14 protein-coding genes are annotated in these 17,326 nt (G+C 61.3%); 5 read left to right on the forward strand and 9 right to left on the reverse strand.

What is annotated here, in order from left to right:
• Positions 1 to 64 precede the first annotated feature (64 nt).
• A complete protein-coding gene (locus KF757_04345) occupies positions 65 to 985 on the forward strand; it encodes an undecaprenyl-diphosphate phosphatase (GenBank protein MBX3322201.1) in 921 nt (306 codons plus the stop codon).
• Between the two features lie 22 nt (positions 986 to 1,007).
• On the forward strand, positions 1,008 to 2,267 hold the full coding sequence (serA, locus tag KF757_04350) for a phosphoglycerate dehydrogenase (GenBank protein MBX3322202.1): 1,260 nt from the start codon (positions 1,008 to 1,010) through the stop codon (positions 2,265 to 2,267).
• Between the two features lie 51 nt (positions 2,268 to 2,318).
• Here the strand turns inward: serA and KF757_04355 are convergent, their stop codons facing one another.
• The 4 genes from KF757_04355 to KF757_04370 all read right to left on the reverse strand — a co-directional run bounded on the left by KF757_04355 (position 2,319) and on the right by KF757_04370 (position 5,815).
• Complete coding sequence (locus KF757_04355) at positions 2,319 to 3,281, reverse strand: alcohol dehydrogenase catalytic domain-containing protein (GenBank protein MBX3322203.1); 963 nt, start codon at positions 3,279 to 3,281, stop codon at positions 2,319 to 2,321.
• Between the two features lie 110 nt (positions 3,282 to 3,391).
• Positions 3,392 to 4,183: a HEAT repeat domain-containing protein gene (locus KF757_04360; GenBank protein MBX3322204.1), complete on the reverse strand. Its 792-nt coding sequence runs from the start codon at positions 4,181 to 4,183 to the stop codon at positions 3,392 to 3,394.
• Positions 4,184 to 4,209: 26 nt separating this feature from the next.
• Positions 4,210 to 5,064, reverse strand: coding sequence for a hypothetical protein (locus KF757_04365; protein MBX3322205.1), 855 nt, complete (start codon positions 5,062 to 5,064; stop codon positions 4,210 to 4,212).
• Positions 5,065 to 5,089: 25 nt separating this feature from the next.
• Positions 5,090 to 5,815: an ABC transporter ATP-binding protein gene (locus tag KF757_04370; protein ID MBX3322206.1), complete on the reverse strand. Its 726-nt coding sequence runs from the start codon at positions 5,813 to 5,815 to the stop codon at positions 5,090 to 5,092.
• Positions 5,816 to 5,938: 123 nt separating this feature from the next.
• Between KF757_04370 and KF757_04375 the strand changes: the two genes are divergently transcribed.
• The 3 genes from KF757_04375 to KF757_04385 are packed head-to-tail and all read left to right on the forward strand — an operon-like array spanning position 5,939 to position 9,951.
• Positions 5,939 to 6,904: an NAD(P)H-binding protein gene (locus KF757_04375; GenBank protein MBX3322207.1), complete on the forward strand. Its 966-nt coding sequence runs from the start codon at positions 5,939 to 5,941 to the stop codon at positions 6,902 to 6,904.
• A gap of 24 nt (positions 6,905 to 6,928) precedes the next feature.
• A complete protein-coding gene (locus tag KF757_04380) occupies positions 6,929 to 9,418 on the forward strand; it encodes a VacB/RNase II family 3'-5' exoribonuclease (protein ID MBX3322208.1) in 2,490 nt (829 codons plus the stop codon).
• A 23-nt stretch (positions 9,419 to 9,441) separates the two neighbouring features.
• Positions 9,442 to 9,951 (forward strand): N-acetyltransferase, encoded by a 510-nt coding sequence (locus KF757_04385; GenBank protein ID MBX3322209.1) that lies wholly within the window; start codon positions 9,442 to 9,444, stop codon positions 9,949 to 9,951.
• Between the two features lie 41 nt (positions 9,952 to 9,992).
• Here the strand turns inward: KF757_04385 and KF757_04390 are convergent, their stop codons facing one another.
• From KF757_04390 to KF757_04410, 5 genes are all read right to left on the reverse strand, one after another.
• Positions 9,993 to 11,249 carry a 6-phosphofructokinase gene (locus tag KF757_04390; GenBank protein MBX3322210.1) on the reverse strand — a complete coding sequence of 419 codons (1,257 nt, stop codon included), beginning with the start codon at positions 11,247 to 11,249 and terminating at the stop codon, positions 9,993 to 9,995.
• A 74-nt stretch (positions 11,250 to 11,323) separates the two neighbouring features.
• The gene (locus KF757_04395; GenBank protein ID MBX3322211.1) at positions 11,324 to 11,905 is read right to left on the reverse strand and encodes a hypothetical protein; all 582 of its coding nucleotides are present in this window, start codon (positions 11,903 to 11,905) and stop codon (positions 11,324 to 11,326) included.
• Between the two features lie 8 nt (positions 11,906 to 11,913).
• A complete protein-coding gene (locus KF757_04400) occupies positions 11,914 to 12,513 on the reverse strand; it encodes a hypothetical protein (GenBank protein MBX3322212.1) in 600 nt (199 codons plus the stop codon).
• An 87-nt stretch (positions 12,514 to 12,600) separates the two neighbouring features.
• On the reverse strand, positions 12,601 to 14,427 hold the full coding sequence (locus tag KF757_04405; GenBank protein ID MBX3322213.1) for a chloride channel protein: 1,827 nt from the start codon (positions 14,425 to 14,427) through the stop codon (positions 12,601 to 12,603).
• Between the two features lie 50 nt (positions 14,428 to 14,477).
• Positions 14,478 to 17,198: a topoisomerase DNA-binding C4 zinc finger domain-containing protein gene (locus tag KF757_04410; GenBank protein MBX3322214.1), complete on the reverse strand. Its 2,721-nt coding sequence runs from the start codon at positions 17,196 to 17,198 to the stop codon at positions 14,478 to 14,480.
• Positions 17,199 to 17,326 lie beyond the last annotated feature (128 nt).

Here is a 17,326-nt window from a genome sequence, read left to right on the forward strand (position 1 = left end):
CGAACACTACAGTCAGCCCCCTTGCTGCGTCGATGTCGTGGCAGTATCGAACTTTGGAGTAGGCATGGCATTGGCTCCCGAGATTGTGGCAAGCGCTTCGTTCGTCTCCTGGTGGCAGGCGGCGATCCTGGGTGTTGTCGAAGGGATTACCGAATATCTACCTATCAGTTCGACCGGGCATCTGATTATTGCGTCGTCGTTGATGGGCCTGGACAGAACACCGGAGCACAAGGAGGCCATCGACGCCTTCAACATCGTGATTCAAGGCGGGGCGATTCTTGCAGTTCTCGGACTGTATCGCGAGCGTGTGCTTCAGATGATTCGTGGCGGACTGGGACGCGACCGCGAAGGGCTCAAACTCGGGGCGAACATTTTCATTGCGTTCCTGCCCGCAGCTGTGCTTGGTGTGTTGCTGAACCACCACATTGAAGCGAGGCTGTTTTATGCCGGGCCGGTTCTGGCGGCGTTGTTTCTTGGCGGGATTTTCATGATGGTGATCGACCGATGGAAGATCACGCCGCATCGCACAAGCGATGGTGACATCGAAGGCACAATCGACCTGACCGCGATGACATGGCGTCAGGCGCTGTTCATCGGGTTGATGCAGTGCGTGGCGATGTGGCCCGGCATGAGCCGAAGCATGATGACGATATCGGGAGGCGTTCTGATCGGGCTCAAGCCCAAGCAGGCTGCGGAGTTCAGTTTTCTCCTCGGTCTACCGACGCTGGGTGGCGCGTGCGTGTATCGGCTGTACAAGAACATGCGCAATGACGGCCCGAACATGTTCGACGTGATTGGTGTGATGCCGATCATCGTGGGCATGCTTGTCGCAACGGTTTCGGCCATGCTGGCGGTGCGCTGGCTTGTGGCGTTCCTGACGCGGCACGGTTTGACGCCTTTCGGGTGGTACCGGATCGGGCTGTGCGTCGTGCTCGGGGCGCTGTGGTGGCAGGGTGTTGTACAGATTTCCCCGGACGTACCATGAGTTCTTCCATGTGGAGTCGGCGGTGACGCAGATCACATCCTTTCCCAAAAACCAGATTCGAGTTGTGCTCGTCGAGGGCGTTCACAAGCGCGGGCATGACCTGTTCGCAGCGGAAGGATTCTCGGTCACGGCCCTCAAGCATGCGCCGAATGCTGATGAACTGGCGACATTGGCTGCCGACGCACATATTCTCGGCATTCGCTCGAAGACCAGCGTCACACGAGAGATTCTGGAACAAGCGCCAAGACTGCTGGCGGTTGGATGCTACTGCATCGGGACGAATCAGGTGGATCTTGAAGCCGCCGCGCTGTCGGGGATTCCGGTCTTCAATGCCCCATTCAACAACACGCGAAGCGTTGCGGAATTGACGATTGCTGAAATCATCGCGTTGCATCGGCATCTGTTCGATCGTTCCAGCGCGCTGCACCGTGGAGTGTGGGAGAAGTCGGCCGCCGGTGCGCACGAGGTGAGAGGCCGCACGCTGGGCATCGTCGGGTATGGGCACATCGGTTCTCAGGTGTCGGTGCTGGCTGAGGCTTTGGGCATGAGGGTGGTGTATTACGACACAGAGTCGAAGTTGCCTCTGGGCAACGCGCGCCCGCTTGGCTCGCTTGATGAACTGCTTTCGATTGCCGACGTGGTGACGCTGCATGTGCCTGCGACACCTTCGACAAAGAACCTGATCGACCGCGCGAAACTGAAACTGGTCAAGCCCGGGAGTTTTATCATCAACAATGCGCGTGGGTCGGTCGTCGAGATCGGTGCCTTGGCTGAAGCGCTGCGTTCGGGTCATCTGGCTGGGGCGGCTCTGGATGTCTTCCCGGTTGAGCCCGCGTCGCGCGAGGAACGCTTCGAGTCGGAACTGCAGGGGCTGGGCAATGTGATCCTCAGCCCGCACATCGGTGGCAGCACGATCGAGGCACAAGCGGGAATCGCTGAGGAAGTGTCGGCGAAGATGATCCGGTTCATCAATGTGGGCTCGACGAACGGAGCAGTGAATGTGCCTCGCGTGGATCTGCCCGAACAACCGCGCGAGGGCGCAAGCGGCCCGGAATCACCGCGATCGCATCGCATTCTGCACTTTCACCGCAATGAGCCGGGCGTTTTGCGTACGCTGCACACGGTGATTGCCGAACTTGGCATCAACATCACCGGCGAGTACCTTCAGACTGATGCGCACATCGGATATGTGGTGCTCGACGTAGCCCCCAGTGACAGACAGGAACTTACCCGTCGCATTCGGGAAATGCCTGAAACGATCCGGACGCGTGTGCTCTGGTAGCATGGCGTCAGAGTCCGGTGCTGGCTTGCTCGTGGCAGACTTCGGAAGAGGTCAGAACTCGATCACAACGCACACAGCGTCAGGTTCGCGGGCTGCGCGAAACGCTGCAATCGCGTCGTCGAAGCGGAAACGCTTCGAGATGAGAGAGTTCGTGTCGATCGGCTGGCGCAAGAGCAGTGCGAGCGCCTCGCTCATGTTGCCGCAGCGGGCTCCTATGAGTTCGAGTTCTTTGTGCACCACAGCGGTCAGATCGGGACCGGCGGCTGCGGGCTTGCTCGCGGGCGTCGGCATGATGCGCGATCGCAGGACCACACGGCCGCGCGGACGCGCCATGTGCATGGCAATCTCGACATGTGCAGGCTCTCCGGTACACTCGATCACAATGTCCTGATCGGCCCGAAGCCCGACTTCGGCGATGGGTCGATGCTTGATCTGCCATTTGTCGCACAGCGCCAGGCGCGCGAGGTTGCGACCGATGAGGCGAACAGATGCGTTGAGTTTCGTCATGATCTGCGCTGCCAGCAGAGCGATCACATCGTCGCCGATGATCGTGACGAAAGGCTTGCCTTCGATATGTGTGACGCGCGATGCGTGCAGAGCCGAAGCCAGTGGCTCGGTCAGCACGGCCTGCTCGTCAGTCACAGCGTCAGGCACGGGCACGAGGTTGGCAATCGGCAATGTGAACCGCTCGGCCAGCACGCCACTGCGCCCGAGGATGCCGAGGATTTCGCGCTGCGGTGCGTGCTGACCCAGGCCGCGTCGAGCGAGCGGATCTGCAGCCGGCACGATGTTGATAGCACCGACGACGCGCCGTCCCTCGATCAGTTGTGCTCCCGCGTCGCTCGGATGTACACGCTCGACGACGCCGACGAACTGATGCCCAAGCACACCGACAAATGGCATGGGGGCATCGATCACCGCCAGATCGGTAGCGTCGATGGTGGCCAGTGTGGGCCGAACGAGGGCTTCGCCGGGCAAGGCCTCTGGCGCGGCCAGATCGGTCCTGAGGGTCACCTGTTTGCCATCGAACCACACCGCGCGCACGAGATACCCTCCGGAGGTTGTCTGTCCGCCTGCTTATCGGCTCACTTGCCGGTCCAGCCGCAATACCGAGCCTCGAATTTTCAGGGAATCGTCGGAGAACTTCCAACCGGATACGACGCCGATTCGTTCGGGGCTTGTGGCATGAATGGAAGCCACTCGATCAGTCGCTTATCGCGCCAGAAGGCCGGATATGTGTACGCACTGCGGGCTTCGAACACGTTGGGGTTATCACTGGTCCATTCGACCCAGGCGCGGATGTCGTACTCGAAGTCCTGCCCGGTCAAGGTGCGGAGGGAACTGCGGGTCGCTTCGTTGACGGCCAGGGATGGGTCGTCAAAGACTGCAATCAGCGCATCGATGACACGTCGTTCTGCATATTGCCCCAAGGCGTGTGCCGCCTCGGTTCGCACCAGTTCGCTTGCCTCGCGAGCGATCTGAATCGCGTTGATCAGCGGTCCGATGGCTACGGGATTGTGGATGCGCTGAAGCGCCCGAGCAGCGTCCGTTCGGACAATCGAGTCCGGGTCTGTCAGTGCAGAAACGAGCAACGGCACATGCGACGGATCGCCATGGAGTGCAAGCCCGCGAACGCCCGCTGCCCGCACACCCGCATCGGCATCGGCTACTGCATCAACATAGAGTTGAAGGTACTCGGGCGCGCCCGCCCACGACTGATGCACGAGGTACATCGTGCCACGGTAGCGATTGTTGGGGCTGTACGGGTCGAGTGCCCACTCAGTCGCCTCGGTTGGTGTCGGGCCTTGCACGATCTGAATCAGACTCTGTGCGCCCCGCGCCGACTCAAGGGCTTCGCAAGCGCAAAGCCCGACCCCTAAGGACAACACGATGATGATGGTGAAGGTTCTGTTCATGCGTGTGCCCGAACTATCCAGCGCGATCACTGCGCTTCCTCGGTGTTGCGAAGGGCGATCGGAGGCCCGAGCACCTCATTGAGAACAATGGCCTGCCTCAGATTCTGCCGCGTCATGCGCGCGGACACGCGAGAGACCTGAGTCTGAGGCTGATCGAACGCGGCAGCGTGCTCGGCTCGCATGTGCTTGTGAACGTCGATAATTTCAGTCAGTTCGATCGAGGTGCTTGAAGTGTCTTCAGGAGGCGGCGTGATCAGTGTGTCGCGAGGCCGGGCTCGCTCGGATCTGCTCTGGCGAGTGCCGCCACGCGCTTTCTGCTCGGCGAGAGCGTGCTGCCGCTGCTGTTCGAGCACCTTGGCCAACTCACGCTGCTGTTGCTGTTGTTGCAGAGCTTGCTGCTGCTGTTGCTGCTGTTGAAGGTGGCGACCCTGACTCTGCTGGCGTGCGATCTCGGCGCGGCGGCGGGCCTGAATCTCTTCGAGCCGCACCTGGGCAGACTGTTGCGAAGCATCGTTTGATTCGACCTGTCGGGTGGGCACCGACATCGTGGCGCCTCGCTGGCCCGAAACCGGACCGCTCGTCGTTGACACAGTTCTAGGCTGCGGAGCCGCGGCTCCCTCCTGAACCCGAATTCGCATTTCCTCGCGCCGAGCGGCGATCTTTGCGAGGCGCTGAGCAGGTGTCTCGGCTGCCTGCGGTGCGGGTGCCGGTTCGATACGCCCGGTGCGAAGTGCCTCGAACCGTTGCCGTTCGCGTTGCTGTTCGACCCGCCGCTCCTGGGCTTTTTCGGCAAGTTTCCGCATCAGCCACGAAAACGCGCTGAACCCCACGAACGCGAGGATCATCAGCAGTTGCAGGTTGTTGAGAATCCATTGTCTCATTCTGGCTCGATCAGTATAACGCCTCTCAGGTCGCCCGACCGGCCCCCGCCCGGGCGATCAACACCGGCTGCCCGCCTGAGTCCGCGATGTCGAACGGGCTCTCGAACACGGATTCAAGGATCGCAGGCGTCAGAACGCTCGCACCGGGGCCACTGGCGGTGACCTGGCCTCGATATGAAAGCACCAGCACATCGTCAGCAATCTGCGATGCGAGCGTCAGGTCGTGCAACGTAAGCACAACGCCGACCCCTCGGCTCGCGAGGCTGCGGACGGTGTGCACGAGCGATGCCACATGCCTCGGGTCGAGCGCGTTGTTGGGTTCGTCAGCCAGCAGAAATGCCCCCGCAGGGTTGGCCGACTCGATCTGCGCCAGCCCCCGGGCGATCGATGCCCGCTGCGCCTGACCGGCCGACACGGTGCACATTGGCCGATCGGCAAGCGACTCAAGCTCCATGGATTCAATCGCCCCCGCGACGGCTTCAACACTCGGCGCGCGCCCGCTCAGCCCGACAAACTCACGCACCGTATAGGCATACTCGATCGCTGGACGATGCGGCACATACGCAAGCCGAACTGCCCTTTCGCGAGCAGCAAGACGTGCGACTTCCACACCGTCATGCGTGCATGTGCCGTTGCGAGGCGTGACCAGCCCGAGCAGGATCCGCAGAAGGCTGGTTTTGCCACACCCGTTGGGCCCAATAATCACAGCCACGCGCCCCGGCTCAAACCGAGCGCTGACGCTTCTGAGCACTGGCGCATCATACCCGAAATCGATACTCTGGCAGGCAAGCCCCATGCAACGGACGATAGGTGGCTGGCGCTCGTTGAGAGCCCAGGTCCCCTACTCTTCGAGTTGCTGAAAGGAATCTGACGGATGACGATCAAGAACGTAGCGGTCACTGGTGCCACCGGCTTTGTCGGCCGATTCATAGTTGATGAACTTCTGGCACGCGGGTACGCCGTGCGTGCTCTGGCACGAGACCGAGCCAAGGCCATCGCTGTGCTTCCGCAACGATCCAATCTCGAAGTCGTCGTCGGCGAAGTCGGCGACGCTTCAGCATGCTGCGATCTCGTCGCGCCTGCACAGGCCTGCATCCACCTCGTGGGCATCATCCGCCCAGTGGGTCGGCAAACCTTCGAACGCATCCATGTCGGCGCCACGCGACACATGCTCGAAGCGTGCGCGCACGCCGGGGTTTCTCGCTATGTGCACATGTCCGCCCTGGGCGCTTCGCCCCTCAGCCGGGCCGAGTATCAACGCAGCAAGTTCGCAGCCGAAACTCTGGTTCGGGCGAGCGGGCTTGACTGGACCATTTTCAGACCCGGGCTGATCCACGGGGCTCAGGGCGAGTTCATGCGAATGGCAGCCAAATGGTGTCGCAGCGCGGCGCCGCCTCACATCTTCCTTCCGTACTTCTCACGGCGTGAACGCGGGCCTGCTGGCTCGGCTGTTGTCACGCCCACGATTGATCCTGTGTATGTTCTGGACGTTGCCCGTGCTTTCTGTGACGCGCTCGAGCGCCCGACAACCGTCGGCGAGATCTACCCGCTTGTCGGCGGCTCGCCGCTCGACTGGCGCGCGTTTCTCACAACACTGCGCGACGCGCTGCCCAATGTCGGTCCTCGACTCGAAGCCATCGGTCTGCCCGGTGAACTCATGGCAATGAAAGCCCGCATGGCCACCATGGTCGGGCTTGGCAACTTCCTCCCCTTCGACGAAGGAATGGCGCTCATGGGCCAGCAGGACTCGACCGCGAGCCTCACCAAGACGCAAGCACACCTGAACTACGCGCCCATCGGGTTCCGTAACGCCCTTCCCCTATATGCCGCCTCCATGTGACACCATGCGAGGCGCGGAGAACATATGCCTCTGCGCTACCGATCACGTCTTCTTGCCCACCTTGCCCACGATGGGTACGAGCCCAAGGACAAGCACGCCCTGGCTGTCGAACTCGGCGCCGACAACGAGCCCGAGTTTCTCGAAGGCATCGATGAGCTTGTGGCTGAGGGGGTTCTTCAGGTCGAATCCGACGGCACGGTGCAACTCGCGTCGCTGCCCGATCGCGGCGAACTGACAGGCACATTCAAAGCCAACGCCAAGGGCTTCGGGTTTGTCACGCCCGAAATCCCCGTCCGCGAAGGCGACATCTTCGTGCCCCCCGAAGCCACGCAGGGCGCGCTCTCGGGCGACACTGTTCGCATCGAGTACGTCCGCGACCGCAAGCGAGAACGCTTCGCTGGCGACACAGGCAAACAGTTTCGCGGGCAGGTCGTCGAGATCGTCAAACGCAAACGCTCCAACTTCACCGGCGAAATGGTGCGACAGGGCGACCGCTGGCTCGCGTATCCCGATGGGCGAAACCTCACAGAACCGATCATCGTCCGCGATGCTTCGAGCAAGAACGTCAAGCCCGGCGACAAGGTCATCCTCGAAATCATCGACTATCCCGAAGACGGCATGCTCGCCGAGGGCGTGATCGTCAAAGTGCTCGGTGAAGCCGGTCGGCCCGATATCGAGACCGCTGCCGTCATTGCCGCGTACGACCTGCCCGGTGAGTTTCCCGAGGCTTGTCTCTCCGAGGCGCGCGCCGCGACCGCTAAATACGACGCCGAGATCGCCGAGTGGGAGCGTCAAGGCCCGCATGCGCTTCAAGGGCGCAACGACGTAACCGGGCGTTCGGAAGCCTCGGCACGCGAGTTCATCATCACCATCGACCCCCCGGACGCCAAGGACTACGACGACGCCATCAGCATTCGCCGCATCCCCGCCGACAAAGGGGGCGGATGGGAACTGGGCATTCACATCGCGGATGTTGCGCACTTTGTCGAGCAAGGCTCAGCCCTCGATCTCGAAGCCGCAGAACGCGGCAACAGCGTGTACCTCCCCCGACTCGTCATTCCCATGCTGCCCGAGATCCTCAGCAATGGCATCTGCTCGCTGCAGGAAGGCGTGCCCCGCTACACCAAGACCGCGTACATGCGATACGACGCGCGCGGCAACATCCGCTCGGAAGGTGTCGCAGCCTCGCTGATCCAATCGGCAAAGCGTTTGACCTATCTCGAAGCGCAAGCCCTGATCGATGGCAACGAAGAAGAGGCGAAAAAGCACGCCAAAACTGAACCCAACTACACGCCTCAACTGCTCGAAGCACTGCACGAAATGAACCAGCTGGCTCTCCAGATTCAGGCCCGTCGCCACCGGCAGGGCATGATTCACCTCGAACTTCCTGATGTTGTGCTGATCTTCGACGAGAATGGCAAGGTCATCGACGCCGAGCGCGAGGACGACGCCTACACGCACACGCTCATCGAAATGTTCATGGTCGAGGCCAATGAAGTCCTCGCGCGTCTCTTCGACAACCTGAACGTGCCGCTCCTGCGGCGCATTCACCCTGATCCGACACCGACTGATGTCGATCACCTGCAAAAAGCTGCCCGCGTCGCAGGATTCACGATTCCCAAGAGCCCCAGTCGTGAAGAAATGCAATCCCTGCTCGACGCAACGCGCGGCACCCCCGCAGCACGCGCAGTCCACATGGCGGTGCTCCGCACGCTGACCAAGGCGGCCTACTCACCCGCATCAGTCGGACACTTCGCGCTGGCCAGCGGTGCCTACGCGCACTTCACGAGTCCGATCCGGCGCTATCCCGATCTCACGGTGCATCGGGCACTCGCAGCCTATCTCGAACGCACAGATAACGGCCGAAACCGTCCGCAGTCTGAAAGTCAAAAGGCCTCGCTCGGCGCACGCCTTCGCGATGAACTCCCCGATCAGCCGACCCTCGTCACCATCGGGCACCATTGCTCAACGACCGAAGTCAACGCGGCCGACGCAGAACGCGATCTGCGGCAGTTCCTCGTCCTCCAGCTCTTGTCCGAGAAGATCGGCGAAGTGTTCAGCGGCGTCGTGACGGGCGTGTCGCCTCGCGGCGTGTTCGTACAGATCGACAAGTATCTGGCCGATGGGCTGATCAAACGCGAGGATCTCCCCGGTGACGTGACACGCTCGAACGCGCCGCCAAGCTGGCGCATCGACACCAAGTCTGGTGCGCTTGTCGATGCCAAGAGCGGGCGATCGTTCAACATGGGCGACTCGGTGCAGGTTGCGATCGGCTCGATCGATCTCTCCAAACGTCAACTCGAGCTGCTGATCGCCGACCCCGAATCGCGCGCGGTCGGACGCGCCAAGGCAACGGGCGGGCTCAAGATCGGCACCGACAGTGCCTTTGGAGGTCTCGAAGGCGGACGCGGCAAGGGATTCAAGCAACCTGGCGATGTGCGGCGGAGCCAGAAGAGCAAGTCCCGCGACCGCAACAAGACCGATTACCGCCGCGACAAAAAGAAACCCAAGTAAGCACGGCGCGAAAGAACGCACGCATGACCACCACGATCCTGCCTGCCCAGCCGCGTCACCTCGCGGGCATCGCCAGCATCTACGACCGCGAATGCCTCGAAGGCATCGCAACGTTCATGACGTGCCCTCGCACTATGGACGAATGGCGTGCATGGCTTGTGGAGCATGATTCCCCGCGACACTTTGCCCTTGTGGCCGCCGAGGGTGACAATGTATTGGGCTTTGCTTCGATTGCGCCCTGGTCGCCGCGTCAAGCCTATGCCCGCACGGTCGAAAGCTCGGTCTATGTTGCGCCGCACGCGCAGGGCCGAGGCGCAGGAACTCTGCTGATGCAGGCTGCTCTCAGGCAGGTCCAGGCTGCAGGCGCATGCGTTGTGATCGCGCGCGTCGTAGACCAGAACCGGCACAGTGTGACCTTTCACGAACGCCTCGGGTTTGAAACAATCGGCATCCAACGCCGCGCAGGCGAGAAGTTTGGCCAACTGCTCGACGTGCGGATCATGGATAAGCACCTCGATCAGAAGTTTGATTAGGACTCAAGTTCGCAAATCCACCGAGTAGACCGCTTCGAACTCTACAAGCGTTCGTACAACGGCAACTCGCCCACCAGTGGCCTGCAATAGTCGAGAAACGCACGCGAAACATTGTTATGCCCTTCGATGAACTCGGACGGCATATGGCGCGTCTTGGCAGCAACAGCCTTCAGATCAACGCGCTCGAATCTCGCCGCGTAGGGCTGGCCGCTGCCCGGAGCATTGGCACGCTTGATCGAAACCGAGCCATCAAGATCGCCCGACATCGCAAGCCTCGCTGCGAATCGCCCCACGCCTCGGGCTTCGCTCTGATCCACCGGCGATGGATCAGGGAAGCACCGCTGCACATACCCAAAGGTATCGGCCCGCACGCGCACGGGCTTGCCGCCGACCGGAGTCAGCCGCTCCTTGAGCAGATCCGCAAGCTGATCGCCCAGCGCTCCAGAGCCCGACAACTGCACATTGCCATGCGCATCGGTCTGCGCGTTTTTGATCAGCGTCGCGCCGATCGATTTCCCGCTCGCGTCCGAAATGCCCTCCGACACCGCGATGTGGCACCGACGGCGCCGGTCATACACCTCGGCCACATCCTGCACAAACCGCTCGATCTCGAACGGCACCTCGGGCAGGTAGATCAACTGAGGCCCGTCGGTCGTCCCACCTTCGAACTCGTAACGATCATCACGCCGCGCCAATGCCGATGCAGCTGTCAGGAACCCCGCATGCCGACCCATGATGACATTGATCTTGATGCCCGGCAATGAAATGTTGTCCAGAAAGTCCGCCATGCAGGCCTTGGCGACAAAGCGAGCCGCCGACGGAAACCCCGGCGTGTGGTCGTTCTCCACCAGATCGTTGTCGACCGTCTTCGGAATATGGAAGCACCGCAGCTCATACCCGCTGTCGCCCGCGAGTTCGTTGACAATGCGGCAGGTGTCAGAACTGTCGTTCCCCCCGATATAAAAAAAGTACCGCACATTGTGCTGCTTGCAAGCCCGCAGAATGCGCTCGCAGTAATCCTGATTGGGCTTGTCGCGTGTCGAACCCAGCCCGGCCGATGGAGTTTGTGCCAGCAGTTCGCCGCGATCGTGCGGCAGATCGGTCAGATCGACCAGTTCACCTTCGGTCAGCCCGCGCACCCCATGGCGCATGCCGAGGATCTTGCCGATCGGATGCCCGGACGTTCCGGCTCCGCGCGACCGCAAGCCCTGAACCACTCCAACCAGACTCTGATTGATGACGGCAGTTGGCCCGCCCGACTGCCCGATGATGGCATTGCCCGCGATCAATTCGCCCATGCGCTTTCCCCTCTTGTACAGCGTCCGGGCGATGGTAGCAATGCCAATCGAGCGCGAGGACTTCGCGCGTGCCGTCAACGCGAGATGACAAGCTCATCGACAAGGACGGCGTGCCCACCTTCGGGCTTGGGCGTCGCAAACCTGGCAAGCAGTCGAAACCTTCCCGGCCCGGCGGTCGCACCGTCGCCGCTTCGCGCCATCTGCTGCACCCAAGACGGCAAATTCCGGAGGCTGAACCTGTACGTTTGCGTCGCCGGATCGAAAAACACCGCGTTCGCGTCCAGATCGTCCAGACTGACCTCCCAACGAAGCACCTGTTCTTCCTGCCCGGCCCCACCCAGCCCCGTCGGCTGATACAGAAAGAACTGAATCGTTCCAGTTCCCTTGCACACGTCAGACCAGCGATCACGCATCTGCACATGGACCAGCAACACCACCTCGCCACTCTCATTGGTATCAAGATGTGTCAGCGGATGCACACGAATCATCATCGGCGCAAATGGGCCCGGCTCGACACGCACTAGGCCCCCGGCCGCCAACCCACTGCCCGATCGATACTGAGGCTTCAGACACCCCGAACTCAAGGCACACAGCAAGACCATCACGCTTGCCTGCAACACCCAAACAACCCTGCTGGAAGTAGCCACTCTCGTCATCGCTCGCTTCACTTGCGCAGGTAGTACACCACCCATGCTGTCTCGTCGGCTTCAACCACGACCGGCACATACGTCGTCCAGTCGTCAAACTCGTACCGCGTGCGATAACGGCGATTTGATCGGTCGTAGTACTCGATCGGCCTGAACCCCGTGTGCTGCACCGGCTCGCGGACAACCTTGTCCGCCTTGCCAACCACACGCGCGCCCCAGATCACATGTGTCGCCCCGACGCTTCGTGCAAACTTCTCCAGCGAGCCATCCATCGGCGAAAGCCGGTCAGTCGTCTTCAATGAACTCCGACCCAGAATCTCGAACTCCTCGTGAGGCTCAGGAACCTGCAACGCGCGCAGCAGCACCGCATCCGCAGCACGCTTCTCCTCGGGAGACCAGTCGTCATAGTGCACATCGCTCGCCGTTCGACGCTGCGCCAGTTCTGTCAGCGCCTGCTCCAGCCTCGGCCACGGAACCTCGCGCACCACCACCGGCACACTCGCTGGCAGTCGCGACACCGATGAAGCTGATCGGCTCTCATAGGCCCGCTGCCACGCGCTGCCACAGCCCGAAGCGAACAGGAACAACAGTCCGAGCGTCAATATTCTGATGGGCATGATGAGTTTCCGCCATGAACACGAGCACGCTGACAGGAGAATGTCCAAAAGCGTAGCACGTCTTGCCAGCCCATTCATCCCACTCCGCTACGACTCGCCCAGTGCCGCGTGATACCGTTTGATCACGTTCGACCGCGTGATGAGCGCCAAAGGCTTGTCCGGCGAGGCCGGGTCGAGCAAACACAAACTCGCTACATCATGCTCCGCAAACTTGTCCATCACTGTTGCCAGCGACTCACTGGCCACAATTGTCGGCAGGTCACTCCGCAACAACTCCGCCACCAGAAGCAAGGGAATCGCCTCGCGGTCGATCAACGCCGTGCGCATGTCCGCACCGGTCACCATCCCCATGTATCGCCCCTCAGCATCGACCACCACAAAATCCGGCACATGATGGTTCGCATGCAGTGTGATCAGTTTGCTCAGCGGATCAGACGCGTAAATCGGTTCTGATGGCAGCGGCACACGCTGCACGCTCGAAACCGCGATGCCGCGCATGATCGTCAGATCTCGCGACCCGCCGAGCAGCACGCCTTGTCGACGCAACTTGGTCGTGTAGATCGAATCCCGATCCACCACCTGCGAGATGGTCGTGGCCACCACCGCCGCAAGCATGATCGGAAGCACAACCGAAAAATTCCGTGTGAGTTCAAAAAGAATCAGAATCGCCGTCAAAGGCCCGTGCATCGACGCGCCCACCACCGCTGCCATACCGACCAAAGCGTACGACGCAGGTGTCGCGCTCCCGGGCAACAGGTTGAGCCCATCGAGCGCCGTGCCCAGCCCCGCCCCTGCTGCAGCACCGAGAAACAGACTCGGCGCAAACACCCCGCCCGAGCCCCCCGACGCCAGTGTCACGCTCGTCGCGATGGCTTTGAACACGATCAGCATCGCCGCCAGCACCAGCGCCGTCGCCATTGGAGAACCATTGGTGTACGAGCCCGGTTCGAGCAGATGGCGTATTGTCGAGTATCCATTGCCAAAGATCGCCGGAATGCTCGCGCTGTCGCCGACCACGCCGCTGGCGCGCGAAACCTCCAGAAAAGCCAGCCCCATCAACCCCAGCAGCACCGCCCCCGTAATCGGCTTGAGCAGCGGGTGAATCCGAATCCGCTCATACACATCCTCGATCGCGTGCAGCGTGCGGTTGAACCCCACCGCCACCAGCCCGCACACCAGCCCCAGCAACACAAAACTCGGAAGCTCCACCACCCGAAACTGCGTATCGTGAAGCATCTGATCGACTGTAAAGATCGCCTGGTTTCTCCCGAGCACCGCCTGCGTCGTCACCGCACTGAAAACCGAACTGACCACAATCGGCGTGAAAGTCCGCACAGAAAAATCACGCAGCAGAATCTCCAGCACGAAGAACACGCCTGCGATCGGCGCATTGAAAATCGAACTGATTCCGGCCGCGGCCCCGCATCCGACCAGCGTCATCAACTGCTGTCGATCGACGCGCAACTTCTGCCCAACCCACGAGCCGAGCACAGATCCGATCTGCACGATCGGCCCTTCTGTTCCGCCCGAGCCGCCGCTGCCGACCGTCAAAATCGACGCAAAGACCTTCACCAGCCCCGCGCGGGCACGCATCACCCCGCCCTTCTGAATGATCGCAGTCATCACCTGAGGCACGCCATGCCCCTTGGCCTCGGATGCAAAGAAATACACCAGCACGCCCGTGAGTCCCATGCCGATAACCGGCGCAAGGACCACCCACATCCACCCCGGCCCGAAACCCGCCATTCCGCGCTGAAGCCCCTGCGAAAGATCCTCCACCTTGTGCAACGCTTCGGCGAACGCAACCGCACTCAGCCCGGTCAGTGTCCCCACAATCGCACCGATCGCGATCAGCACCGATTCGGGCTGAGCAATGATCTTGCGAAGTCGCTGGAGGACCGAAGGATTCGACATGGCTTGCCAGAGAGTATCGGATCCGAGCACGCCGTGTCGGACGTACTGCTCTACGCTGCCGACCCTCGCTTGCCTGACGCCTGCCTCGGGTCTTCCTCGAGTACCAATTGATCGACCGTCGGCGCGTCCTTGACCGGCTTGCCCTTGGCGTCGGTCAGCGCACGCCCGTCAAGCGTCGTGATGATCGGAATCGGATGCGCCGTGGCGTGCTGCTCGAGTTCACGCCCCAGTGCCTCCCGTTGCTTTTCGGGCAACTCCGCCCACTTGCCGCGCCCCCGACACTTCGGAAACGCGCTGCACCCAAGCCACGGCCCCCGCGCGCCATCCCGCAGATTCAGCGGGCTGCCGCACTTCTCGCATGGCATCTCCGTCACCAGAGGCGGCTGCGACGGAGCCGTCACATGCCCTTTCTTGTCAATATTCAGAATAATCCCGACGCTCTGCTCTTCGCCACTCTCCAGAATCGTCGTCAGGAAAGGCCCGAACCGACCCGTCTTGCGCACCATCGGACGGCCCGTCTTCGGGCAGCGCACATTCACAAACTCCGCTGTTCGAGGACGGCCCTGCCTGTCGCACGGACTCGCGTACGAACACTCCGGATACTTCGAACAACTCAGGAATCGCCCGTTCTTCCCGAAGCGGTATACCAGCGAACTCCCGCATGTCGGGCAGTCATACGGCGAAGGCTGAATCTCGGCCTTGGCATGTTGCAACTCCTCGTGCGCTCGTGCCAAACTCGCCTTGAACTCGCCATAGAACTTCGTCAGCATGTCGATCCAGTCGAGGTGCTCCTCCTCGATCTTGTCCAGTTGTGTCTCCATCTCGCGCGTATAGCCGACATCCATCAGATTCGGGAACGCTTCCTTGAGTTTCTCCGTCACCACCTCGCCCAGATCCGTCGCATAAAACGCACGGCTGATCTGCTCGACGTATCGACGATCCTGAATCACCTGAATGATCGACGCATACGTCGAAGGCCGCCCGATGCCCTCCGATTCGAGCACTTTGATCAGGCTCGCCTCCGAATAGCGCGAAGGCGGACTCGTGAACTTCTGCTCGGCATCGAGCGCAAACGGACTGACAGCCCGCCCTTCCTCAAGTTTCGGAAGCACCACGTCATCACCCGTCGGCACGCCGGCGACGCGATAAAACCCGTCGAAGATCAGCCTTCGCCCGGTCGCCCGGAACACTGCCGGTTGCTTCGGGTCCGTTCCGCCTTCAATCAGAAACGCCGTCGATTCCCACTGCGCGCTGGTCATCTGGCACGCCACGAACCGGTTCCAGATCAACTCATACAGTTTGAACTGGTCATCACGCAGCGCGTTCTTGACTCTGCTGGGCGGATACGCCAGAGATGACGGGCGAATCGCTTCGTGCGCCTCCTGCGCCGCCTTGTTCGATGAACCAAAGAAGTTGGGCTTCTCCGGCAGATAGTCCTTGCCATACGTCTTGCCGATGTGCTCACGCACAGCATTGAGCGCCTCGCCCGCAATATGCGTCGAATCCGTACGCATGTACGTAATCAGACCCACCGGACCCTCGCCAGGGATCTCGACACCCTCGTACAGCGCCTGCGCCGCACGCATCGTCTTCTGCGCCCCATACCCCAGACGACTCGAAGCCGCCTGCTGAAGCGTTGATGTGATGAACGGCGCGCTCGGGCGTGTCGTCGTCTGCTTGGTCTCAATCGACCGGATACGGTACGGCACCTTCGGGTCAATCTCGACCGAGATTCTCCGCTTCCACCGCGCCGGGCCCTTGCCTTCCGTGTCTTCCTCTGTCTGGACCTCGATCGACTTCCCGCCACAGAGCTCGAGCACACGCGCGACTTCGCCTGTCAAATCACACGTCTGAGACTTGTCAAACTTCGATCCGGCATCGCTTTCGTCTTTGCCTTTCTGCCCGATCTCGAACTTTGAGCCTCCGACTTCGACCAGTTCAGCGTGGATCGCCTCGTGATCGCTGAGCCAGGCGTTCTGCTTCTTCTTCGTCGGGCCATTGCCCTTCTCGTCCACCTGCCCGGCAAACTTCTTCCACTTGGGCCCGAGCGATTCAGCGAGCGCAGCCGACAGCGCAAAATTCCCCTCGATCTGGTAGTACTCATCGGGCACGAACGCCCGGATCTCCTGCTCGCGTTCGACGACCAGTCGCACGGCCACGGACTGCACTCGACCCGCACTCAGGCCTCGGGCCACCTTTTTCCATAGCAGCGGACTGACCTGATACCCCACAATCCGATCCAGAATCCGCCTCGCCTGCTGGGCGTTGACACGATCCACATCAATCGGGTGCGGATTGTGGAACGCCCTCTCTATTTCATTCTTTGTGATGGCTGCAAACACCACCCGCTTGGCGTCCTTGGGCGCGATGCCGAGCACCTGCGCCAGGTGCCATGCAATCGCTTCACCCTCGCGGTCAAGGTCCGTTGCGAACCAGACCTCGCGGGCGTCCTTCGCAGCCTTCTTCAGATCGCGGATCACATCTTCCTTGCCATCAAGGATTTCATACGTCGGTGCGAACTGCTTCTCCAGGTTCACCCCCGGTACCGGTGACTTGTCGCCCTTGGGTGCCTTCGAAGGCAAATCGCGCACATGCCCGATACTTGCAAGCACCACAAAGTCGCTGCCAAGATACTTGTTGATGGTCTTGGCCTTGCTCGGGCTCTCGACGATGACGAGGGACTTCCCCGCAGCGTCGCCAGCCTTGTAGGACTGCCGACTTCCACGCTTGGCTTGGGGTTTATTCCTTGTTGTCGTCGTTCGCTTTGCCATGGTGATCTCGGATTCCTGATCGTGAGAGAAGACCCCAACAACGAGCTTGTCAAGCGCTCGTTGCGGAGGATTCTCTCGGATCATTCGTCACCGATCCTCCAACTGTTCGCTGTGCGCACCATGCACCC

The organism is Phycisphaeraceae bacterium (genome assembly GCA_019636795.1).
In the GTDB taxonomy this organism is placed as follows: Bacteria; Planctomycetota; Phycisphaerae; order Phycisphaerales; family UBA1924; genus JAHBWW01.

Excerpts from the sequence above, each read along its gene's own strand:
- KF757_04345 (MBX3322201.1), top strand. The coding sequence starts at position 65 with ATGGCATTGGCTCCCGAGATTGTGGCAAGCGCTTCGTTCGTCTCCTGG.
- KF757_04360 (MBX3322204.1), bottom strand. The coding sequence starts at position 4,183 with ATGAACAGAACCTTCACCATCATCATCGTGTTGTCCTTAGGGGTCGGG.
- KF757_04365 (MBX3322205.1), bottom strand. The coding sequence starts at position 5,064 with ATGAGACAATGGATTCTCAACAACCTGCAACTGCTGATGATCCTCGCG.
- KF757_04375 (MBX3322207.1), top strand. The coding sequence starts at position 5,939 with ATGACGATCAAGAACGTAGCGGTCACTGGTGCCACCGGCTTTGTCGGC.
- KF757_04380 (MBX3322208.1), top strand. The coding sequence starts at position 6,929 with ATGCCTCTGCGCTACCGATCACGTCTTCTTGCCCACCTTGCCCACGAT.
- KF757_04385 (MBX3322209.1), top strand. The coding sequence starts at position 9,442 with ATGACCACCACGATCCTGCCTGCCCAGCCGCGTCACCTCGCGGGCATC.
- KF757_04390 (MBX3322210.1), bottom strand. The coding sequence starts at position 11,249 with ATGGGCGAATTGATCGCGGGCAATGCCATCATCGGGCAGTCGGGCGGG.
- KF757_04395 (MBX3322211.1), bottom strand. The coding sequence starts at position 11,905 with ATGACGAGAGTGGCTACTTCCAGCAGGGTTGTTTGGGTGTTGCAGGCA.
- KF757_04400 (MBX3322212.1), bottom strand. The coding sequence starts at position 12,513 with ATGCCCATCAGAATATTGACGCTCGGACTGTTGTTCCTGTTCGCTTCG.
- KF757_04405 (MBX3322213.1), bottom strand. The coding sequence starts at position 14,427 with ATGTCGAATCCTTCGGTCCTCCAGCGACTTCGCAAGATCATTGCTCAG.
- KF757_04410 (MBX3322214.1), bottom strand. The coding sequence starts at position 17,198 with ATGGCAAAGCGAACGACGACAACAAGGAATAAACCCCAAGCCAAGCGT.